This window comes from Pseudomonas sp. McL0111 (assembly GCF_052567255.1).
Window position 1 is genome coordinate 3,376,970 of sequence record NZ_CP199585.1, and the last position, 16,272, is coordinate 3,393,241.

At 59.0% G+C, this 16,272-nt stretch carries 12 protein-coding genes; 7 read left to right on the forward strand and 5 right to left on the reverse strand.

Annotation, left to right across the window (positions count from 1 at the left end):
* The first annotated feature begins 117 nt into the window (after positions 1-117).
* Positions 118-2,577: an EAL domain-containing protein gene (locus tag ACTWLJ_RS15450; RefSeq protein WP_445177453.1), complete on the forward strand. Its 2,460-nt coding sequence runs from the start codon at positions 118-120 to the stop codon at positions 2,575-2,577.
* A gap of 79 nt (positions 2,578-2,656) precedes the next feature.
* Positions 2,657-3,418, forward strand: coding sequence for a TenA family transcriptional regulator (locus tag ACTWLJ_RS15455; RefSeq protein ID WP_445177454.1), 762 nt, complete (start codon positions 2,657-2,659; stop codon positions 3,416-3,418).
* A gap of 134 nt (positions 3,419-3,552) precedes the next feature.
* Here the strand turns inward: ACTWLJ_RS15455 and ACTWLJ_RS15460 are convergent, their stop codons facing one another.
* From ACTWLJ_RS15460 to ACTWLJ_RS15480, 5 genes are all read right to left on the reverse strand, one after another.
* Positions 3,553-4,479, reverse strand: a complete 927-nt coding sequence (locus ACTWLJ_RS15460; protein WP_401215842.1) for a GGDEF domain-containing protein — start codon at positions 4,477-4,479, stop codon at positions 3,553-3,555.
* A gap of 361 nt (positions 4,480-4,840) precedes the next feature.
* On the reverse strand, positions 4,841-5,581 hold the full coding sequence (locus ACTWLJ_RS15465; protein ID WP_401215840.1) for a YciK family oxidoreductase: 741 nt from the start codon (positions 5,579-5,581) through the stop codon (positions 4,841-4,843).
* A gap of 107 nt (positions 5,582-5,688) precedes the next feature.
* Complete coding sequence (gene mupP / locus ACTWLJ_RS15470) at positions 5,689-6,360, reverse strand: N-acetylmuramic acid 6-phosphate phosphatase MupP (RefSeq protein WP_339464823.1); 672 nt, start codon at positions 6,358-6,360, stop codon at positions 5,689-5,691.
* A gap of 4 nt (positions 6,361-6,364) precedes the next feature.
* On the reverse strand, positions 6,365-7,063 hold the full coding sequence (gene ubiG, locus ACTWLJ_RS15475; protein ID WP_445177455.1) for a bifunctional 2-polyprenyl-6-hydroxyphenol methylase/3-demethylubiquinol 3-O-methyltransferase UbiG: 699 nt from the start codon (positions 7,061-7,063) through the stop codon (positions 6,365-6,367).
* 56 nt (positions 7,064-7,119) lie between these two features.
* Positions 7,120-8,454, reverse strand: a complete 1,335-nt coding sequence (locus ACTWLJ_RS15480) for a TRZ/ATZ family hydrolase (protein WP_445177456.1) — start codon at positions 8,452-8,454, stop codon at positions 7,120-7,122.
* A 108-nt stretch (positions 8,455-8,562) separates the two neighbouring features.
* Between ACTWLJ_RS15480 and mtnA the strand changes: the two genes are divergently transcribed.
* The 5 genes from mtnA (at position 8,563) to hisC (ending at position 16,267) form a co-directional block, all read left to right on the forward strand.
* The gene (mtnA, locus tag ACTWLJ_RS15485; RefSeq protein WP_445177457.1) at positions 8,563-9,639 is read left to right on the forward strand and encodes an S-methyl-5-thioribose-1-phosphate isomerase; all 1,077 of its coding nucleotides are present in this window, start codon (positions 8,563-8,565) and stop codon (positions 9,637-9,639) included.
* A 413-nt stretch (positions 9,640-10,052) separates the two neighbouring features.
* Entirely contained in the window at positions 10,053-12,827 is a 2,775-nt protein-coding gene (gene gyrA / locus ACTWLJ_RS15490) for a DNA gyrase subunit A (protein ID WP_401215831.1), read from the forward strand.
* A gap of 134 nt (positions 12,828-12,961) precedes the next feature.
* The gene (gene serC / locus ACTWLJ_RS15495) at positions 12,962-14,047 is read left to right on the forward strand and encodes a 3-phosphoserine/phosphohydroxythreonine transaminase (protein WP_445177458.1); all 1,086 of its coding nucleotides are present in this window, start codon (positions 12,962-12,964) and stop codon (positions 14,045-14,047) included.
* Positions 14,047-15,141 (forward strand): prephenate dehydratase, encoded by a 1,095-nt coding sequence (pheA, locus tag ACTWLJ_RS15500; RefSeq protein ID WP_028620536.1) that lies wholly within the window; start codon positions 14,047-14,049, stop codon positions 15,139-15,141. The genes serC and pheA overlap by 1 nt, the downstream gene beginning before the upstream one ends.
* Before the next feature lie 13 nt (positions 15,142-15,154).
* Positions 15,155-16,267, forward strand: coding sequence for a histidinol-phosphate transaminase (gene hisC / locus ACTWLJ_RS15505; RefSeq protein WP_445177459.1), 1,113 nt, complete (start codon positions 15,155-15,157; stop codon positions 16,265-16,267).
* Positions 16,268-16,272 lie beyond the last annotated feature (5 nt).

Genomic DNA, 16,272 nt, shown 5'->3' on the forward strand with positions numbered 1-16,272 from the left:
GTGCGGTACATATGTATCGCGCGATGCAGTGTCTTGGCTTGCCGTAAGGAGGAACGCCCCCTAGGCTAGCTCTAGCGGTCTCCTCTTACGATGGCAGTGCGTGCGCAAAAGGACCTCATGAAGCAAAAAAGGACTCTCGGAACGCCACGGCTGTTGGGCATCGTCTGGCCATTTATTGCCGTTGTGTTATTTCAGGCGTTATTGGGGGGCGTGAGTCTTTACGTCCTGTCAGCCGTACGCGGCTATGTCGCTGGCGAAAGTCTTTGGTCCAAGGGCCAGAAAGACGCCATCTATTACCTCAATCTTTATGCCGACAGCCGTGACGAGGCGATTTTCCTCAAATACAAGGACGCGATTGCGGTGCCGCAGGGCGGACATCAATTGCGCCTGGCACTCGACCATCAACCGCCGGATCTGCAAGCAGCACGCGAAGGCATTCTCAAGGGAGGCAATCATCCGGACGATGTTTCGAGCCTGATCTGGCTGTACCTCAACTTCCGTCATTTCAGTTATCTGGAAACTGCCATCGATCGCTGGACGGTGGGCGATGCCTATCTGGTCGAGTTGGACAACGTCGCCCGCGAGATGCACCAGGGCATCAGCGAGAATGCCGCGACCCCGGCCGACATCCACCGCTGGAAGGAACAGATCTTTGCCATCAACGACGGCGTGACCCCGGCGGCGAAAGCGTTCAGTGATGCCTTGGGCGAAGGCTCGCGGATGATTCTGAGGTTGTTGCTGTTCACCAACCTGGCGACAGCGGCGGGGCTGATCCTGCTGGCGCTGTTGCGCACCCATAAGCTGCTCAAGCAACGCCATGCCTTTGCCGAGGCGCTGCAACTGGAGAAGGATCGCGCGCACATCACCTTGCAGTCGATTGGCGATGGTGTGATCACCACCGACGTCAGTGGTGCAATTGAGTACATGAACCCTGCCGCCGAAGCGATGACCCACTGGAAGGCCGAACAGGCTGCCGGTTTGCCGTTGGCGGCGCTGTTCAACCTGCTGGATGACAATGCCCAGGCCGAGGGGCTGACCCTGATCGAGCACATTCTCAGCGGCGGGCTCAGTGGCGGCAGCGAGCATTCCAAACTGATTCAACGACTGGATGGCAGCACCGTGTCAGTCAATCTGGTGGGCGCACCGATCCGCCATGCCGACAAGGTCAGCGGCACCGTGCTGGTGCTGCATGATATGACTCAGGAGCGGCAATACATCGCCAATCTTTCGTGGCAGGCGACCCATGATGCGCTGACCGGGCTGGCCAATCGCCGCGAGTTCGAATATCGCCTGGAGCAGGCGCTGCACAACCTGACGCGTCAGGTCGGGCGGCATGCCTTGATGTTCCTTGATCTCGACCAATTCAAACTGGTCAACGACACCTGCGGTCATGCTGCCGGTGACGAACTGTTGCGGCACATCTGTGCGCTGTTGCAGTCCGGTCTGCGCGAAGGCGACACGCTCGCGCGGCTCGGTGGTGACGAGTTCGGCATTCTGCTGGAGAACTGTGCACCAGAGGCGGCGGAAAAAATTGCCGAAATTTTGCGGCAAACCGTGCAGAACCTGCACTTCGTCTGGAAGGGCCGGCCATTCCTGACCACCGTGAGTATCGGTCTGGTGCACATCGCCCAGACACCGACCACCCTTGAAGCTTCGCTGCGCGCCGCTGATATGGCCTGCTACATGGCCAAGGAAAAGGGCCGCAATCGGGTGCAGGTCTACCACGCCGATGATTCGGAATTGTCTCTGCGCTTCGGCGAAATGGCCTGGGTTCAGCGCCTGCACATGGCGCTGGAAGAAAACCGCTTCTGTCTGTACGCCCAGGAAATCGCTCCGCTGGGCGCTGCTCCAGGGGGCGGCGGCCACATCGAAATCCTCTTGCGCCTGCATGATGAAGCCGGACGTATGATTCTGCCCGACAGTTTCATTCCGGCGGCAGAGCGTTATGGCCTGATGAGTCAACTGGATCGCTGGGTAGTCGAGAATGTTTTTAAAGTAATTACCCAATGTATAAACGAAGAGCGCGAAGGCCCTTTGGCAATGTGTGCGATTAATCTTTCAGGCATTACTATCGGAGATGACGCGTTCTTGCACTTCCTGCGTGAACAGTTTGTTAACTACGCTATACCGCCTGAAATGATTTGTTTTGAAATCACCGAAACCAGTGCTATTGCGAATCTAGGAAGTGCAATTCGATTTATTAACGAACTCAAAGGCTTAGGTTGTTACTTCTCACTGGATGACTTTTGCGCCGGTATGTCTTCGTTCGCTTATCTGAAACATTTGCCTGTAGACTTCCTGAAGATCGACGGGAGTTTCGTAAAGGATATGCTGGACGACCCGATTAACCGCGCTATGGTCGAAGTGATCAATCACATCGGGCATGTCATGGGTAAACAGACCATTGCCGAGTTTGTTGAGACGGCCCAGATCGAGCAAGCATTGCTTGAAATTGGGGTGGATTACGCTCAGGGTTATGTCATCGAACGCCCGCAATTGTTTACCTGCGACAGTTTGCAAAGTCGGCCCGCCAGACCGCAGCCGTTGTTATTCAAAGCGCCTGGCACGTTCCGTTGAAGTCTTTCGCCGATCCTTACAATCACAAATCAAAAGGAGCCGAACAGTGATCGACACATTCAACCGAACCGGACCACTCATGGAAGCTGCAAGTTACCCCGCCTGGGCACAACAGCTCATTCAGGATTGCAGCGAGAGCAAACGCCGGGTTGTCGAACATGAACTCTATCTGCGCATGCGTGATAACAAACTCAGCGCCAAGACCATGCGTCAATACTTGATCGGCGGCTGGCCGGTCGTCGAACAATTCGCCTTGTACATGGCGCAAAACCTGACCAAGACCAAATTTGCCCGCCATCCGGGTGAAGACATGGCGCGGCGCTGGCTGATGCGCAACATCCGCGTCGAACTCAATCATGCCGATTACTGGCTGAACTGGAGCCGTGCCCACGGCGTGAGTCTGGAAGATTTGCAGGCGCAACAAGTGCCGCCCGAGTTGCACGCGCTGAGTCACTGGTGCTGGCACACCAGTTCGGCGGATTCACTGATCGTCGCCATTGCCGCCACCAACTACGCAATTGAAGGCGCGACCGGCGAGTGGTCGGCGCTGGTCTGCTCCACGGGCGTCTATGCCGCAGCGTTTCCGGAAGAGGATCGCAAGCGCGCGATGAAGTGGCTGAAGATGCACGCCCAGTATGACGATGCGCATCCGTGGGAGGCGCTGGAGATCATCTGCACGCTGGTCGGGATGAACCCGAGCAAGGCATTGCAGGCAGAACTGCGCCAGGCCGTGTGCAAGAGTTATGACTACATGCACCTGTTTCTTGAGCGCTGCATGCAACTGGAGACGGCTGATCGGGCGCTTCACGGGCGCGAGCGGCGGGCGTTGGTCGAGAGCTGATTAACCGGCCATAAAGCCAATGTGGGAGCGAGCTTGCTCGCGAAAGCGGACTGTCAGTCAACTCATCGTTGAATGGCAGATCACATTCGCGAGCAAGCTCGCTCCCACAGTAGTTTTGTGTTGTTGCTGAAAGCCTAGCCCGCCATTGCCAGGCGATTACGACCTTCGCGCTTGGCCACGTACAGCGCGTTATCGGCGCGACGCAGCAGGCTGTCGGCAGACTCGCCCGGCAGCAGGTTCGAACAGCCGAGGCTTACCGTGAGTTCGATCAACTGGCCATTGGCGTTGTATTCAGCGGCTTGCGCAGCATGGCGCAAGCGTTCACCGACCATCGCCGCAGCCTCGCGGCCGGTGTTCGACAGCAGGATCAGAAACTCTTCCCCGCCATAACGAAACACCATGTCGACGTTGCGCAACTGACCCTTGATCGATGCTGCAACGGCTTTGAGCACGATATCTCCGGCGCTGTGGCCGTGACTGTCGTTGACCCGTTTGAAGTGGTCGATATCCAGCATCAACACCGACAGCGGCTGCAAATGCCGGCGCGACATCTCGATCTCGCGTTGCAGCGTTTGCTCCATGGCAATGCGGTTGCCGGTCCCGGTCAGCGGGTCACGCAGCGCGCTTTGTGTGGCGGCGCGATAGAGCAGGGCATTGCGCATCGGGTACAGCAATGCCGAGAGCAGCGATTCGAGGTTGCCTTGCTCCAGATCGCTGAAGCGTTGATTGCGACGGAAGATCACCACGCCCATGTGCTCACCTTCGTGGCTCAGGCTGTAGCTGACCGAATGATGACCGCGTGCCCCGAACTCCAGACGCAGGTCGCTGCCCTGATGCTCGTAGCTCAAGGCATCAAGCGGCACGAGGCGCTGAACTTCGCGGAAAAACAGACCGAGGATTCGTTGTGGCTCAAGGCTGGTTTGCAGTTGCAGGCTCAGTTGCTGGCGCAATTGCGCAAGACTGGTCGGACGCTCCAGAAGCGGAGGTTGTTGACCAAAGCCCAGGCGTTGCAATTTGGCACTGTCGAAGTCAATTGCATTGGTCTGGGAGGGTGATTTCATGTGGCGTGAGCCCCTAAGCACTAAGTCTGTCTTACAGGCTGGGTGAGAGCGGCTATGGGCTGCGCGTCGTACTGATCCATCAGTCCCGTAGGACGTTTGGCGTAAGTCTAGTCTGCCTGATGTCGATTAGTAAGCTATCGATTCAGGCGTCGCCCCATTGCCATCACGCGGCATGCTGTGAAGAAATTTAGAGCGAAAGTCGTGCCATTTGTTTCAAGTTTATTAAAGTCGTTATAAATCAATCGATTGAAGATTGATGGCTTTAATCTGCGCTGGTTATTTGACTAGGCTGTGCTGGTTTTGTGCGGCAATTGCTTGCCGCGACGGGAAACCGCCACGGCAACAAAAGCGACGTATGGCATTACTGGGCGTTGAATGCCTGACCGTTGATGCCGGTGCTGTCCGGGCCCATCAGGTACAGGTAGACCGGCATGATTTCTTCCGGTGTCGGGTTGTTCAGCGGGTTTTCGCCCGGGTAAGCCTGGGCGCGCATGCTGGTGCGGGTGGCGCCCGGGTTGATGCTGTTGGAGCGTACCGGCGCGACGGTATCGACTTCATCGGCAAGGGTTTGCATCAGGCCTTCGGTGGCAAACTTCGACACGCCATAAGCGCCCCAGTAAGCACGACCCTTACGGCCGACGCTGCTGGAGGTGAACACCACCGAAGCATCCTGCGAGAGCTTGAGCAGCGGCAGCAGGGTGCTGGTCAGCATGAACATCGCGTTGACGTTGATCTGCATGACGCGCATGAAGTTTTCGCCCGACAGCTGTTCGATCGGCGTCCGTGGACCAATGATCGAGGCGTTGTGCAGCAGTCCGTCGAGGTGGCCGAATTCGGTTTCGATCATCGCTGCCAGCTCATCGTACTGATGGGGCAGGGCGGTCTCGAGGTTGAACGGAATCACCGCTGGCTGCGGGTGGCCGGCGGCTTCGATTTCGTCGTAGACCTGACTCAGATTGGCTTCGGTCTTGCCCAGCAGCAGTACGGTGGCGCCGTGGGCCGCGTAGGTCTTCGCGGCAGCCGCGCCGATGCCACGTCCGGCACCGGTGACCAGAATGACCCGATCCTTGAGCAATTCGGGGCGAGCGGAGTAATCAAACATAAAAACCTCACAATCCATTAATAGCTAAAAGATCGCAGCCTGCGGCAGCTCCTACAGATCATCACAACCGGTAGGAGCTGCCGCAGGCCGCGATCTTTTGACGTTGGTCAGCAACTGCAAAGCGCGCTGTCCAGCACCTTGCGCAGCTCCAGCGGGTGATCCACCACCACATCCGCACCCCAATGCCGTGGGTTGTCGTCCGGATGGATGTAGCCAAAGGTCACGGCGCAGGTCTTGGTCCCGGCATCGCGACCGGACTCGATATCACGCAGATCATCGCCCACAAACAAAACGGTCGATGGATCCAGATCAAGCATCTTGCACGCAAGGATCAGCGGCTCCGGGTCCGGTTTGCTGTTCTTCACGTGGTCCGGGCAGATCAGCAGCGCCGAGCGTTCGGCCAGCCCCAATTGCTGCATGATCGGCTCGGCAAAGCGCAACGGCTTGTTGGTCACCACACCCCAGATCAGGTTGGCTTTTTCGATATCGGCCAACAACTCGGCCATGCCATCGAACAGTTTGCTGTGCACCGCGCAGCCGACCAGATAACGCTCGAGGAACTCCAGACGCAACTCTTCGAAACCCGGCGATTCCGGGTCCATCGAAAACGTCACCGCGACCATGGCCTTGGCGCCACCGGAAATCTCGTCACGGATGTGCTTGTCGTTGATCGGCGGCAAACCACGATCCGCGCGCATCGCCTGGCAGATAGCGATGAAGTCCGGCGCGGTGTCGAGCAGGGTGCCGTCCATGTCGAAAAGGACTGCTCTGATGGCCATCGGCTTACTCCTCGCGCAGGGTCTGGATCATGTAGTTGACGTCCACGTCCGAGGCCAGCTTGTAGTGCTTGGTCAGCGGGTTGTAGGTCAAACCGATGATGTCCTTGACGGTCAGGCCGGCCATGCGGCTCCAGGCGCCTAGTTCGGACGGGCGGATGAATTTCTTGAAGTCGTGGGTGCCGCGTGGCAACAGCTTCATGATGTATTCAGCGCCGATGATGGCGAACAGGTACGCCTTCGGATTGCGGTTGATGGTCGAGAAGAACACTTGGCCGCCCGGCTTGACCATGCGGAAGCAGGCGCGGATCACCGACGATGGATCGGGTACGTGCTCAAGCATTTCCAGGCAGGTGACGACGTCGAACTGTTCGGGCATTTCTTCGGCCAGGTCTTCGGCGGTGATCTGCCGATATTCGACGCTGACACCCGATTCCAGCTGATGCAGTTGCGCAACGGCCAGCGGCGCTTCGCCCATGTCGATGCCCATGACGGTGGCGCCACGCTGGGCCATGGCTTCGCTGAGGATGCCGCCGCCGCAACCGACGTCGAGGACTTTCTTGCCGGCCAGATTGACGCGCTCGTCAATCCAGTTGACCCGCAGCGGGTTGATGTCGTGGAGCGGCTTGAACTCGCTTTCGCGATCCCACCAGCGATGCGCTAGGGCTTCGAATTTGGCGATTTCGGCGTGGTCGACGTTGCTCATGTTCATTTCCTCAAAACTTGAAAAATGCTGTAGTCCCGCAGTGTGCTGCGAGAGGTTTACGATTCGGTGTGGCCGCTGATGCGCTGGCCCCAGGCACGGGCGGTAGCGGCCAACTGTTGTTCATCCATACGTGTCAGTTGCCGGTCATCGAGCAGTTGCTTGCCGGCGACCCACAGGTGTTTCACGCAATCGCGGCCGGTGGCGTATATAAGCTGCGAAACCGGGTCATACACCGGTTGCTGCGCCAGCCCGGAAAGATCAAATGCGACGATGTCCGCCGCTTTACCGATCTCCAGCGAGCCAGTCTGCGCTTCGATCCCCAGCGCCCGTGCGCCGTTGAGCGTGGCCATGCGCAGGGCACGGTGGGCGTCGAGGGCGGTGGCCGAACCGGCTACGGCTTTGGCCAGCAGGGCGGCAGTGCGGGTTTCGCCGAGCAGATCGAGATCATTGTTGCTCGCCGCGCCATCAGTGCCGACTGCAACATTGACGCCAGCCTGCCACAAACGCTCGACCGGGCAAAAACCGCTGGCCAGCTTCAGGTTCGATTCCGGGCAATGGATCACGGTGGTGTTGCTTTCTACCAGCAACACCAGGTCGTCATCGCTGATCTGGGTCATGTGCACCGCCTGGAAGCGCGGCCCCAGCAGGCCCAGTCGGCCGAGGCGGGCCAGTGGTCGCTCGCCGCGTTGCTCCAGCGATTGCTGGACTTCGAACGCAGTTTCGTGGACGTGCATGTGGATCGGCGCGTCGAGCTCTTCGGCAATCACGCGGATTTTTTCCAGATTCTCGTCGCCCACGGTGTAGGGTGCATGAGGGCCGAAGGTGATCTTGATCCGTTCGTGATGCTTCAAGTCGCCGAACAGCTCGACGCCCTGACGAATGGCTTCATCGGCGTTGCTGGCGCCCGGGATCGGGAAATCGAGGATCGGAATCGCGATCTGCGCCCGGATACCGCTGTTGTGCACGCGTTCGCTGGCAACCTTGGGGAAGAAATACATGTCAGAGAAACAGCTGATGCCACCTTTGATCTGCTCGGCAATGGCCAGATCGGTGCCGTCACGCACAAAGTCTTCATCGACCCATTTGGCCTCGGCCGGCCAGATGTGATTTTCCAGCCAGGTCATCAGCGGCAGATCGTCTGCCAGGCCACGGAACAGCGTCATCGCCGCGTGGCCGTGTGCGTTGATCAGGCCCGGGGCGAGCAAAACATCCGGCAATTCGCGGATTTCAGTGGCGTTACACTTGAGCGCTTCGGCGCGCGGGCCGATAAACACGATGCGACCGTCACGGATGCCCAGGCCATGCTCCTTGAGCACAACGCCTGCGGGTTCGACGGGTACCAGCCAGGTCGGCAGCAATAATAAGTCGAGCGCAATGGCAGGTTTCGGCATCGAGGGTCGGTTCCAGTGCTTTTGTAAAGGATGGCGAAGTATACCCGAGCGTCTTCGCGGGGGGATCGCTATAATCGGCGGCTTTTGTTCATGAGTGCGGGGTTTGGGATGCGCGATCGACTGTTGGCTGCGGAGAAAGTTAAGGCCATCGATTGGCGTGACGGCGCGCTTTACCTGCTGGATCAGCGCATTTTGCCGTTCGAGGAAACCTGGATCGCCTATACCTGCGCTGCCGGTGTGGCTGAAGCCATTCGCTCGATGGTGGTGCGCGGTGCACCGGCCATTGGCATCAGCGCGGCCTACGGCATCGTCCTCGCGTTGCGTGCCCGACTGGCTGAAGGTGGCGATTGGTATGCGGCGCTGGAAGAGGATTTCGCCTTGCTGGCCGATTCGCGTCCAACAGCGGTCAACCTGTTCTGGGCGCTGGGCCGCATGCATGATCGGCTGGATCGACTGAAGGACAATGCCGATCCGCTGGCGGCGCTGGAAGCTGAAGCCATCGCGATTCACGAAAGTGATCGCGAAGCCAACCTGACCATGGCGCAGCTCGGCGTCGATCTGATCCGCAAGCATCAGGGCAACGCACAGGCGATTCTCACCCACTGCAACACTGGCGCACTGGCTACCGGCGGTTTTGGTACGGCGCTGGGGGTGATTCGTGCGGCGTTCCTTGAAGGCATGGTCGAGCGTGTTTATGCCGATGAAACCCGGCCGTGGCTGCAGGGTTCGCGTCTGACCGCGTGGGAATTGGCCAACGAAGGTATTCCGGTGACCCTGAACGCCGACTCCGCCGCTGCGCACATCATGAAAACCAAAGGCGTGACCTGGGTGATTGTCGGCGCCGACCGCATCACGGCCAACGGTGACGTGGCGAACAAGATCGGCACCTATCAACTGGCGGTCAACGCCATGCACCACGGCGTGCGGTTCATGGTGGTGGCACCGAGTTCGACCATCGACATGCATCTGGCCAGCGGCGACGACATTCCAATCGAAGAGCGCGACGGCAAAGAGTTGCTGGAGGTCGGCGGCAAGCGTGTCGGGGCTGATGTAGAGGCGTTCAACCCGGTGTTCGACGTGACGCCAGCGGATCTGATCGACGCGATCGTCACTGAAAAAGGCATCGTCGAGCGTCCGGATACCGCGAAGATGGCCCAGTTGATGTGCCGCAAACGCCTGCATTGATTGGCTGGAACGCCATCGCCAGCAGGCTGGCTCCCACAGAATCCGTGTCGATCACAAACCCTGTGGGAGCTAGCCTGCTAGCGATAAGGCCCTAAACGTCAATAAACATCCGTAATTCAGTCCTGAATTCTGCATTCCAACAAGCTCTGAGCTTCTCTCGTCCCCGTTAAGCCTGTCACCGGTCAACTTACTATGCTCCATGCGCATCTGGGGGATAGGTGCGTGGCGGCTCTTGTGATAACATCCGGCGTTTTCCGAGGCAGCCCCACGGGGTTGTCTTTACTGCGCAAATCCGGGATCAAACTCGTTGATTTGTCGTAAGTCGGAGCCAGGCATCGAGCCTGCCCCGACGAGCTTCGTTGCTCCCCTATGGATATGGCGAAGTTTCACCAGAAAAAGGAATCAGGCTTCTCATGGGCGAACTGGCCAAAGAAATCCTCCCGGTCAATATCGAAGACGAGCTGAAGCAGTCCTACCTCGACTACGCGATGAGCGTGATCGTCGGCCGTGCACTGCCGGATGCGCGCGATGGCCTCAAGCCCGTGCACCGTCGCGTACTGTTCGCGATGAGCGAGCTGGGCAACGACTTCAACAAGCCGTACAAGAAATCTGCCCGTGTTGTCGGCGACGTGATCGGTAAGTATCACCCGCACGGTGATACGGCGGTGTACGACACCATCGTCCGCATGGCCCAGCCTTTCTCCCTGCGCTACCTGCTGGTCGACGGTCAGGGCAACTTCGGTTCGGTCGACGGCGACAACGCTGCGGCCATGCGATACACCGAAGTGCGCATGACCAAGCTGGCGCACGAGCTGCTGGCCGACCTGCACAAGGAAACCGTGGACTGGGTGCCGAACTACGACGGCACCGAGATGATCCCGGCGGTGATGCCAACGCGCATCCCGAACCTGCTGGTCAACGGTTCCAGCGGTATCGCCGTGGGCATGGCGACCAACATCCCGCCGCACAACCTCGGTGAAGTCATCGACGGTTGCCTGGCGCTCATCGACAATCCCGAGCTGACTGTCGACGAACTGATGCAATACATCCCCGGTCCGGACTTCCCGACTGCCGCGATCATCAACGGTCGCGCCGGTATCATCGAAGCCTACCGCACCGGTCGCGGGCGCATTTACATGCGCGCTCGCTCGACTATTGAAGACATCGACAAGGTCGGTGGTCGTCAGCAGATCGTCATCACCGAACTGCCTTACCAGTTGAACAAGGCGCGTCTGATCGAAAAGATCGCCGAGCTGGTAAAAGAGAAGAAGCTGGAAGGCATCACCGAACTGCGCGACGAGTCCGACAAGGACGGTATGCGCGTCGTGATCGAACTGCGTCGCGGCGAAGTGCCTGAGGTGATCCTCAACAACCTCTACGCCCAGACCCAGCTGCAAGCCGTATTCGGTATCAACATCGTGGCCCTGATCGACGGCCGTCCGCGCATCCTGAACCTCAAGGATCTGCTGGAAGCCTTCGTTCGTCACCGTCGCGAAGTGGTTACCCGTCGTACCGTGTTCGAACTGCGCAAAGCCCGCGAACGTGGCCACATCCTGGAAGGTCAGGCCGTTGCCCTGTCGAACATCGACCCGGTCATCGCCCTGATCAAGGCTTCGCCGACGCCGTCGGAAGCCAAGGAAGCGCTGATCAAGACCGCGTGGGAATCTTCCGCCGTGGTCGCAATGGTTGAGCGTGCCGGTGCGGACTCTTGCCGTCCAGAGACTTTGGACGAGCAATACGGTCTGCGCGAAGGCAAGTACTTCCTGTCGCCAGAACAGGCGCAAGCCATTCTGGAACTGCGTCTGCACCGCTTGACCGGTCTGGAACACGAGAAGCTGCTGGCCGAGTATCAAGAGATCCTCAACCAGATCGGCGAGCTGATCCGCATCCTCAACAGCGCCGTGCGCCTGATGGAAGTGATCCGCGAAGAGCTGGAAGTGATCCGCGCCGAATACGGCGACGTGCGCCGCACCGAAATTCTCGATGCACGCCTCGACCTGACCCTGGGTGACATGATCCCGGAAGAAGAGCGCGTCGTGACCATCTCCCACGGTGGCTACGCCAAGACCCAGCCGCTGGCTGCGTACCAGGCTCAGCGTCGTGGCGGTAAAGGCAAATCGGCTACCGGCGTCAAGGATGAGGACTACATCGCTCACCTGCTGGTTGCCAACAGCCACACCACGCTGCTGCTGTTCTCCAGCAAAGGCAAGGTGTACTGGCTCAAGACCTACGAGATTCCGGAAGCGTCCCGCGCTGCCCGTGGTCGTCCGCTGGTCAACCTCTTGCCGCTGAGCGAGGGTGAATACATCACCACCATGTTGCCGGTCGATCTCGAAGCCATGAAGCGTCAGGCTGAAGAGGAAGAGGCTGAAGGCGTTGAGGCTGATGTAGAAGAAATCGAAAACAGCAACGAGACCGACGAAGAACGTCGTGCCCGTATCAAGGCTGCAGATCGCAAAAAAGCCCCGTTCATCTTCATGTCGACCGCCAACGGCACCGTGAAGAAGACGCCGCTGGTGGCCTTCAGCCGTCAGCGCAGCGTCGGTCTGATCGCGCTGGAGCTGGACGAAGGCGACATCCTGATCTCCGCTGCTGTCACCGATGGCGAGCAGGAAATCATGCTGTTCTCCGACGGCGGCAAAGTAACGCGCTTCAAGGAATCCGAAGTTCGCGCCATGGGCCGTACCGCTCGCGGTGTGCGTGGCATGCGTCTGCCAGAAGGGCAGAAGCTGATCTCCATGCTGATTCCAGAAGAGGGCAGCGAAATTCTCACTGCTTCCGCGCGCGGCTACGGCAAGCGTACGGCGATCACCGAGTTCCCTGAATACAAGCGTGGCGGTCAGGGCGTTATCGCCATGGTCAGCAACGAGCGTAACGGCCGTCTGGTCGGCGCGGTTCAGGTGCAGGACGGTGAAGAGATCATGCTGATCTCCGATCAGGGCACATTGGTGCGTACCCGTGTCGACGAAGTGTCGAGCCTGGGCCGTAACACCCAAGGTGTGACGCTGATCAAGCTGGCGAAGGATGAAACCCTGGTCGGGCTGGAGCGGGTTCAGGAGCCTTCGGAAATCGAAGGCGAAGAGCTTGAAGGTGAAGAGGGCGAAGAATTCGAAGGCACTGTCGTGATCGACGATGCTGTTGAAGACCAGCAACTCGACGCCGCAGCAGACGAAGAACCGCAAGAATAAGCGGACAACAAGGGGGCGGATGAAAATTCGCCCCCTTGTTATTTGTCCGGTATGAAATTTCGGCGCCCATGAAGATCCACATAAAATCAGCGCCGACTGATATGTGATACCACCAAATCAGAGCGAGATTGGATGTGAGCAAGCGAGCCTATAACTTCTGCGCCGGTCCTGCGGCGCTTCCTGAAGCTGTCCTGCAGCGCGCTCAGGGTGAACTCCTTGATTGGCACGGCAAGGGGCTGTCGGTCATGGAAATGAGCCATCGCAGCGATGAGTTCGTGTCCATTGCCAACCAGGCCGAGCAGGATCTGCGTGACCTGCTGAATATCCCTTCGAACTATAAAGTGCTGTTTCTGCAAGGTGGCGCCAGCCAGCAGTTCGCGCAGATCCCGCTGAACCTGCTGCCTGAAGGCGGCAGTGCCGACTATATCGACACCGGTATCTGGTCGCAGAAAGCCATCGAAGAAGCTTCGCGCTACGGTCACGTCAATGTGGCAGCGACCGCCAAGCCTTACGACTATTTCGCCATTCCCGGCCAGAACGAGTGGAACCTGTCGAAAGACGCGGCCTACGTTCACTACGCGCCGAACGAAACCATTGGTGGCCTGGAATTCCAGTGGATTCCGGAAACCGGCGATGTGCCGCTGGTGGCTGACATGTCTTCCGACATTCTCTCGCGTCCGGTCGATATCTCGCGTTTCGGCATGATCTACGCCGGCGCGCAGAAGAACATCGGTCCGAGCGGCATCGTCGTCAACATCATCCGCGAAGACTTGCTGGGCAAAGCACGTTCGCTGTGCCCGACCATGCTCGACTACAAGGTCGCGGCTGACAACGGCTCGATGTACAACACGCCGCCGACACTGGCCTGGTACTTGTCCGGTCTGGTGTTCCAGTGGCTGAAAGAGCAGGGCGGCGTCGAAGGTATTGCCAGGCTCAATGACGCCAAACAGCGCACGCTGTACAACTTCATCGACGCCAGCGGCCTCTACAGCAACCCGATCAACAAGTCGGATCGCTCGTGGATGAACGTGCCGTTCCGTCTGGCTGATGATCGTTTGGACAAGCCATTCCTGGTCGGCGCCGACGAGCGCGGCTTGCTGAACCTCAAGGGCCACCGCTCAGTGGGTGGCATGCGCGCCTCTATCTATAACGCCGTCGACATCAACGCCGTCAATGCGCTGGTGGCGTACATGGCAGAGTTCGAGAAGGAACACGGCTAATGTCCGAGCAAGAACTCAAGGCACTGCGCGTTCGTATTGACGCTCTGGACACCAAGGTCCTGGAGCTGATCAGTGAGCGTGCGCGTTGCGCCCAGGAAGTAGCGCGAGTCAAGATGGCCTCGCTGGCCGAAGGCGAAGTGCCGGTGTTCTATCGCCCTGAGCGTGAAGCTCAGGTGCTCAAGCGTGTGATGGAACGCAATCAGGGGCCGTTGGGCAACGAAGAGATGGCGCGGTTGTTCCGCGAAATCATGTCGTCGTGCCTGGCGCTCGAGCAGCCGCTGAAAGTGGCTTATCTCGGCCCTGAAGGTACTTTCACTCAAGCTGCGGCGATGAAGCATTTCGGTCACGCGGTGATCAGCAAGCCAATGGCGGCGATCGACGAAGTGTTCCGTGAAGTGGCAGCCGGTGCGGTGAATTTTGGCGTGGTACCGGTGGAAAACTCCACCGAAGGCGCGGTCAACCACACCCTCGACAGCTTCCTCGAACACGACATGGTTATCTGTGGCGAAGTCGAGCTGCGGATTCACCATCACCTGTTGGTCGGTGAAAACACCAAGACCGACAGCATCAGCCGTATCTACTCCCACGCCCAGTCGCTGGCGCAGTGCCGCAAGTGGCTGGACGCGCATTACCCGAATGTCGAGCGCGTAGCGGTTTCCAGCAACGCCGAAGCGGCCAAGCGGGTCAAGGGCGAGTGGAACTCGGCGGCGATTGCCGGCGACATGGCGGCGGGCCTGTATGGTCTGACGCGTCTGGCCGAGAAAATCGAAGACCGTCCGGACAACTCGACGCGCTTCCTGATGATCGGTAGCCAGGAAGTGCCGCCGACCGGCGACGACAAGACTTCGATCATCGTGTCCATGAGCAACAAGCCCGGTGCACTCCATGAGTTGCTGGTGCCGTTCCATGACAACGGGATCGACCTGACCCGTATCGAGACTCGTCCTTCGCGCAGCGGTAAATGGACCTACGTGTTCTTTATCGACTTCGTTGGCCACCACCGCGATCCGTTGATCAAAGGTGTGCTGGAAAAGATCAGTCAGGAAGCAGTAGCACTCAAAGTGCTGGGTTCCTACCCGAAAGCAGTTCTGTAAGGGGCGGTAGTAAATGAGTGGCAATTTCCTCGCTCTGGCACAGCCGGGCGTGCAACAACTTTCGCCGTACGTTCCGGGCAAGCCTGTGGACGAACTGGCGCGGGAGCTGGATCTTGATCCGGCGAAAATCGTCAAACTGGCAAGCAACGAAAACCCGTTGGGCGCCAGCCCTAAAGCGCTGGCAGCGATCCGCGAAGAGCTGACTGAACTGACGCGTTATCCAGACGGCAACGGCTTTGCGCTGAAGTCCCTGTTGGCCGAGCAGTGCCGCGTCGAGCTGAACCAGGTCACCCTGGGCAACGGCTCCAACGACATTCTTGAGCTGGTCGCGCGCGCCTATCTGGCGCCGGGCCTGAATGCGGTGTTCAGTGAGCACGCGTTTGCCGTTTATCCGATTGCAACTCAAGCGGTCGGCGCGCAGGCCAAAGTGGTTCCGGCCAAGGATTGGGGGCATGACTTGCCTGCCATGCTCGCGGCCATCGATGCCAACACTCGCGTGGTGTTCATCGCCAATCCGAACAACCCGACCGGCACCTGGTTCGGCGCCGAAGCGCTGGACGAGTTCCTGCAAGACGTGCCGGAACATGTTTTGGTGGTGTTGGACGAGGCCTACATCGAGTACGCCGAAGGCAGTGATCTGCCGGACGGCCTCGACTTTCTCGCGGCTTATCCGAATCTGCTGGTTTCGCGCACCTTCTCCAAGGCCTACGGTCTGGCAGCGTTGCGTGTCGGTTACGCGCTGACGGCCCCGGTGGTTGCCGATGTGCTGAACCGCGTTCGCCAGCCGTTCAACGTCAACAGCCTCGCGCTGGCGGCGGCTTGTGCTGCGCTGAAAGACGAAGAATATCTGGCTGAAAGTCGTCGCCTGAACGAAGCAGGCATGCAGCAACTGCAAGCGGGTTTCCGCGAGCTGGGGCTGAGCTGGATCGAGTCCAAGGGCAACTTCATCTGTGTCGACCTCGGTCAAGAAGCGGCGCCGGTGTTTCAGGGCTTGCTGCGCGAAGGTGTGATCGTGCGTCCGGTGGCCAATTACGGCATGCCGAACCACCTGCGTATCACCATCGGTTTGTCGGTTGAAAACAGCCGCTTCCTCGAAGCGTTGCGTAAGGTTCTGGCTCGTGGTTGATGTCA

What these genes read in the sequence shown, in the direction of transcription:
- ACTWLJ_RS15460 (WP_401215842.1), bottom strand. Translation starts at nt 4,479, where the DNA reads ATGAAATCACCCTCCCAGACCAATGCAATTGACTTCGACAGTGCCAAA.
- ACTWLJ_RS15465 (WP_401215840.1), bottom strand. Translation starts at nt 5,581, where the DNA reads ATGTTTGATTACTCCGCTCGCCCCGAATTGCTCAAGGATCGGGTCATT.
- mupP (WP_339464823.1), bottom strand. Translation starts at nt 6,360, where the DNA reads ATGGCCATCAGAGCAGTCCTTTTCGACATGGACGGCACCCTGCTCGAC.
- ACTWLJ_RS15455 (WP_445177454.1), top strand. Translation starts at nt 2,657, where the DNA reads ATGGAAGCTGCAAGTTACCCCGCCTGGGCACAACAGCTCATTCAGGAT.
- mtnA (WP_445177457.1), top strand. Translation starts at nt 8,563, where the DNA reads ATGCGCGATCGACTGTTGGCTGCGGAGAAAGTTAAGGCCATCGATTGG.
- gyrA (WP_401215831.1), top strand. Translation starts at nt 10,053, where the DNA reads ATGGGCGAACTGGCCAAAGAAATCCTCCCGGTCAATATCGAAGACGAG.
- ACTWLJ_RS15480 (WP_445177456.1), bottom strand. Translation starts at nt 8,454, where the DNA reads ATGCCGAAACCTGCCATTGCGCTCGACTTATTATTGCTGCCGACCTGG.
- ACTWLJ_RS15450 (WP_445177453.1), top strand. Translation starts at nt 118, where the DNA reads ATGAAGCAAAAAAGGACTCTCGGAACGCCACGGCTGTTGGGCATCGTC.
- hisC (WP_445177459.1), top strand. Translation starts at nt 15,155, where the DNA reads ATGAGTGGCAATTTCCTCGCTCTGGCACAGCCGGGCGTGCAACAACTT.
- ubiG (WP_445177455.1), bottom strand. Translation starts at nt 7,063, where the DNA reads ATGAGCAACGTCGACCACGCCGAAATCGCCAAATTCGAAGCCCTAGCG.
- pheA (WP_028620536.1), top strand. Translation starts at nt 14,047, where the DNA reads ATGTCCGAGCAAGAACTCAAGGCACTGCGCGTTCGTATTGACGCTCTG.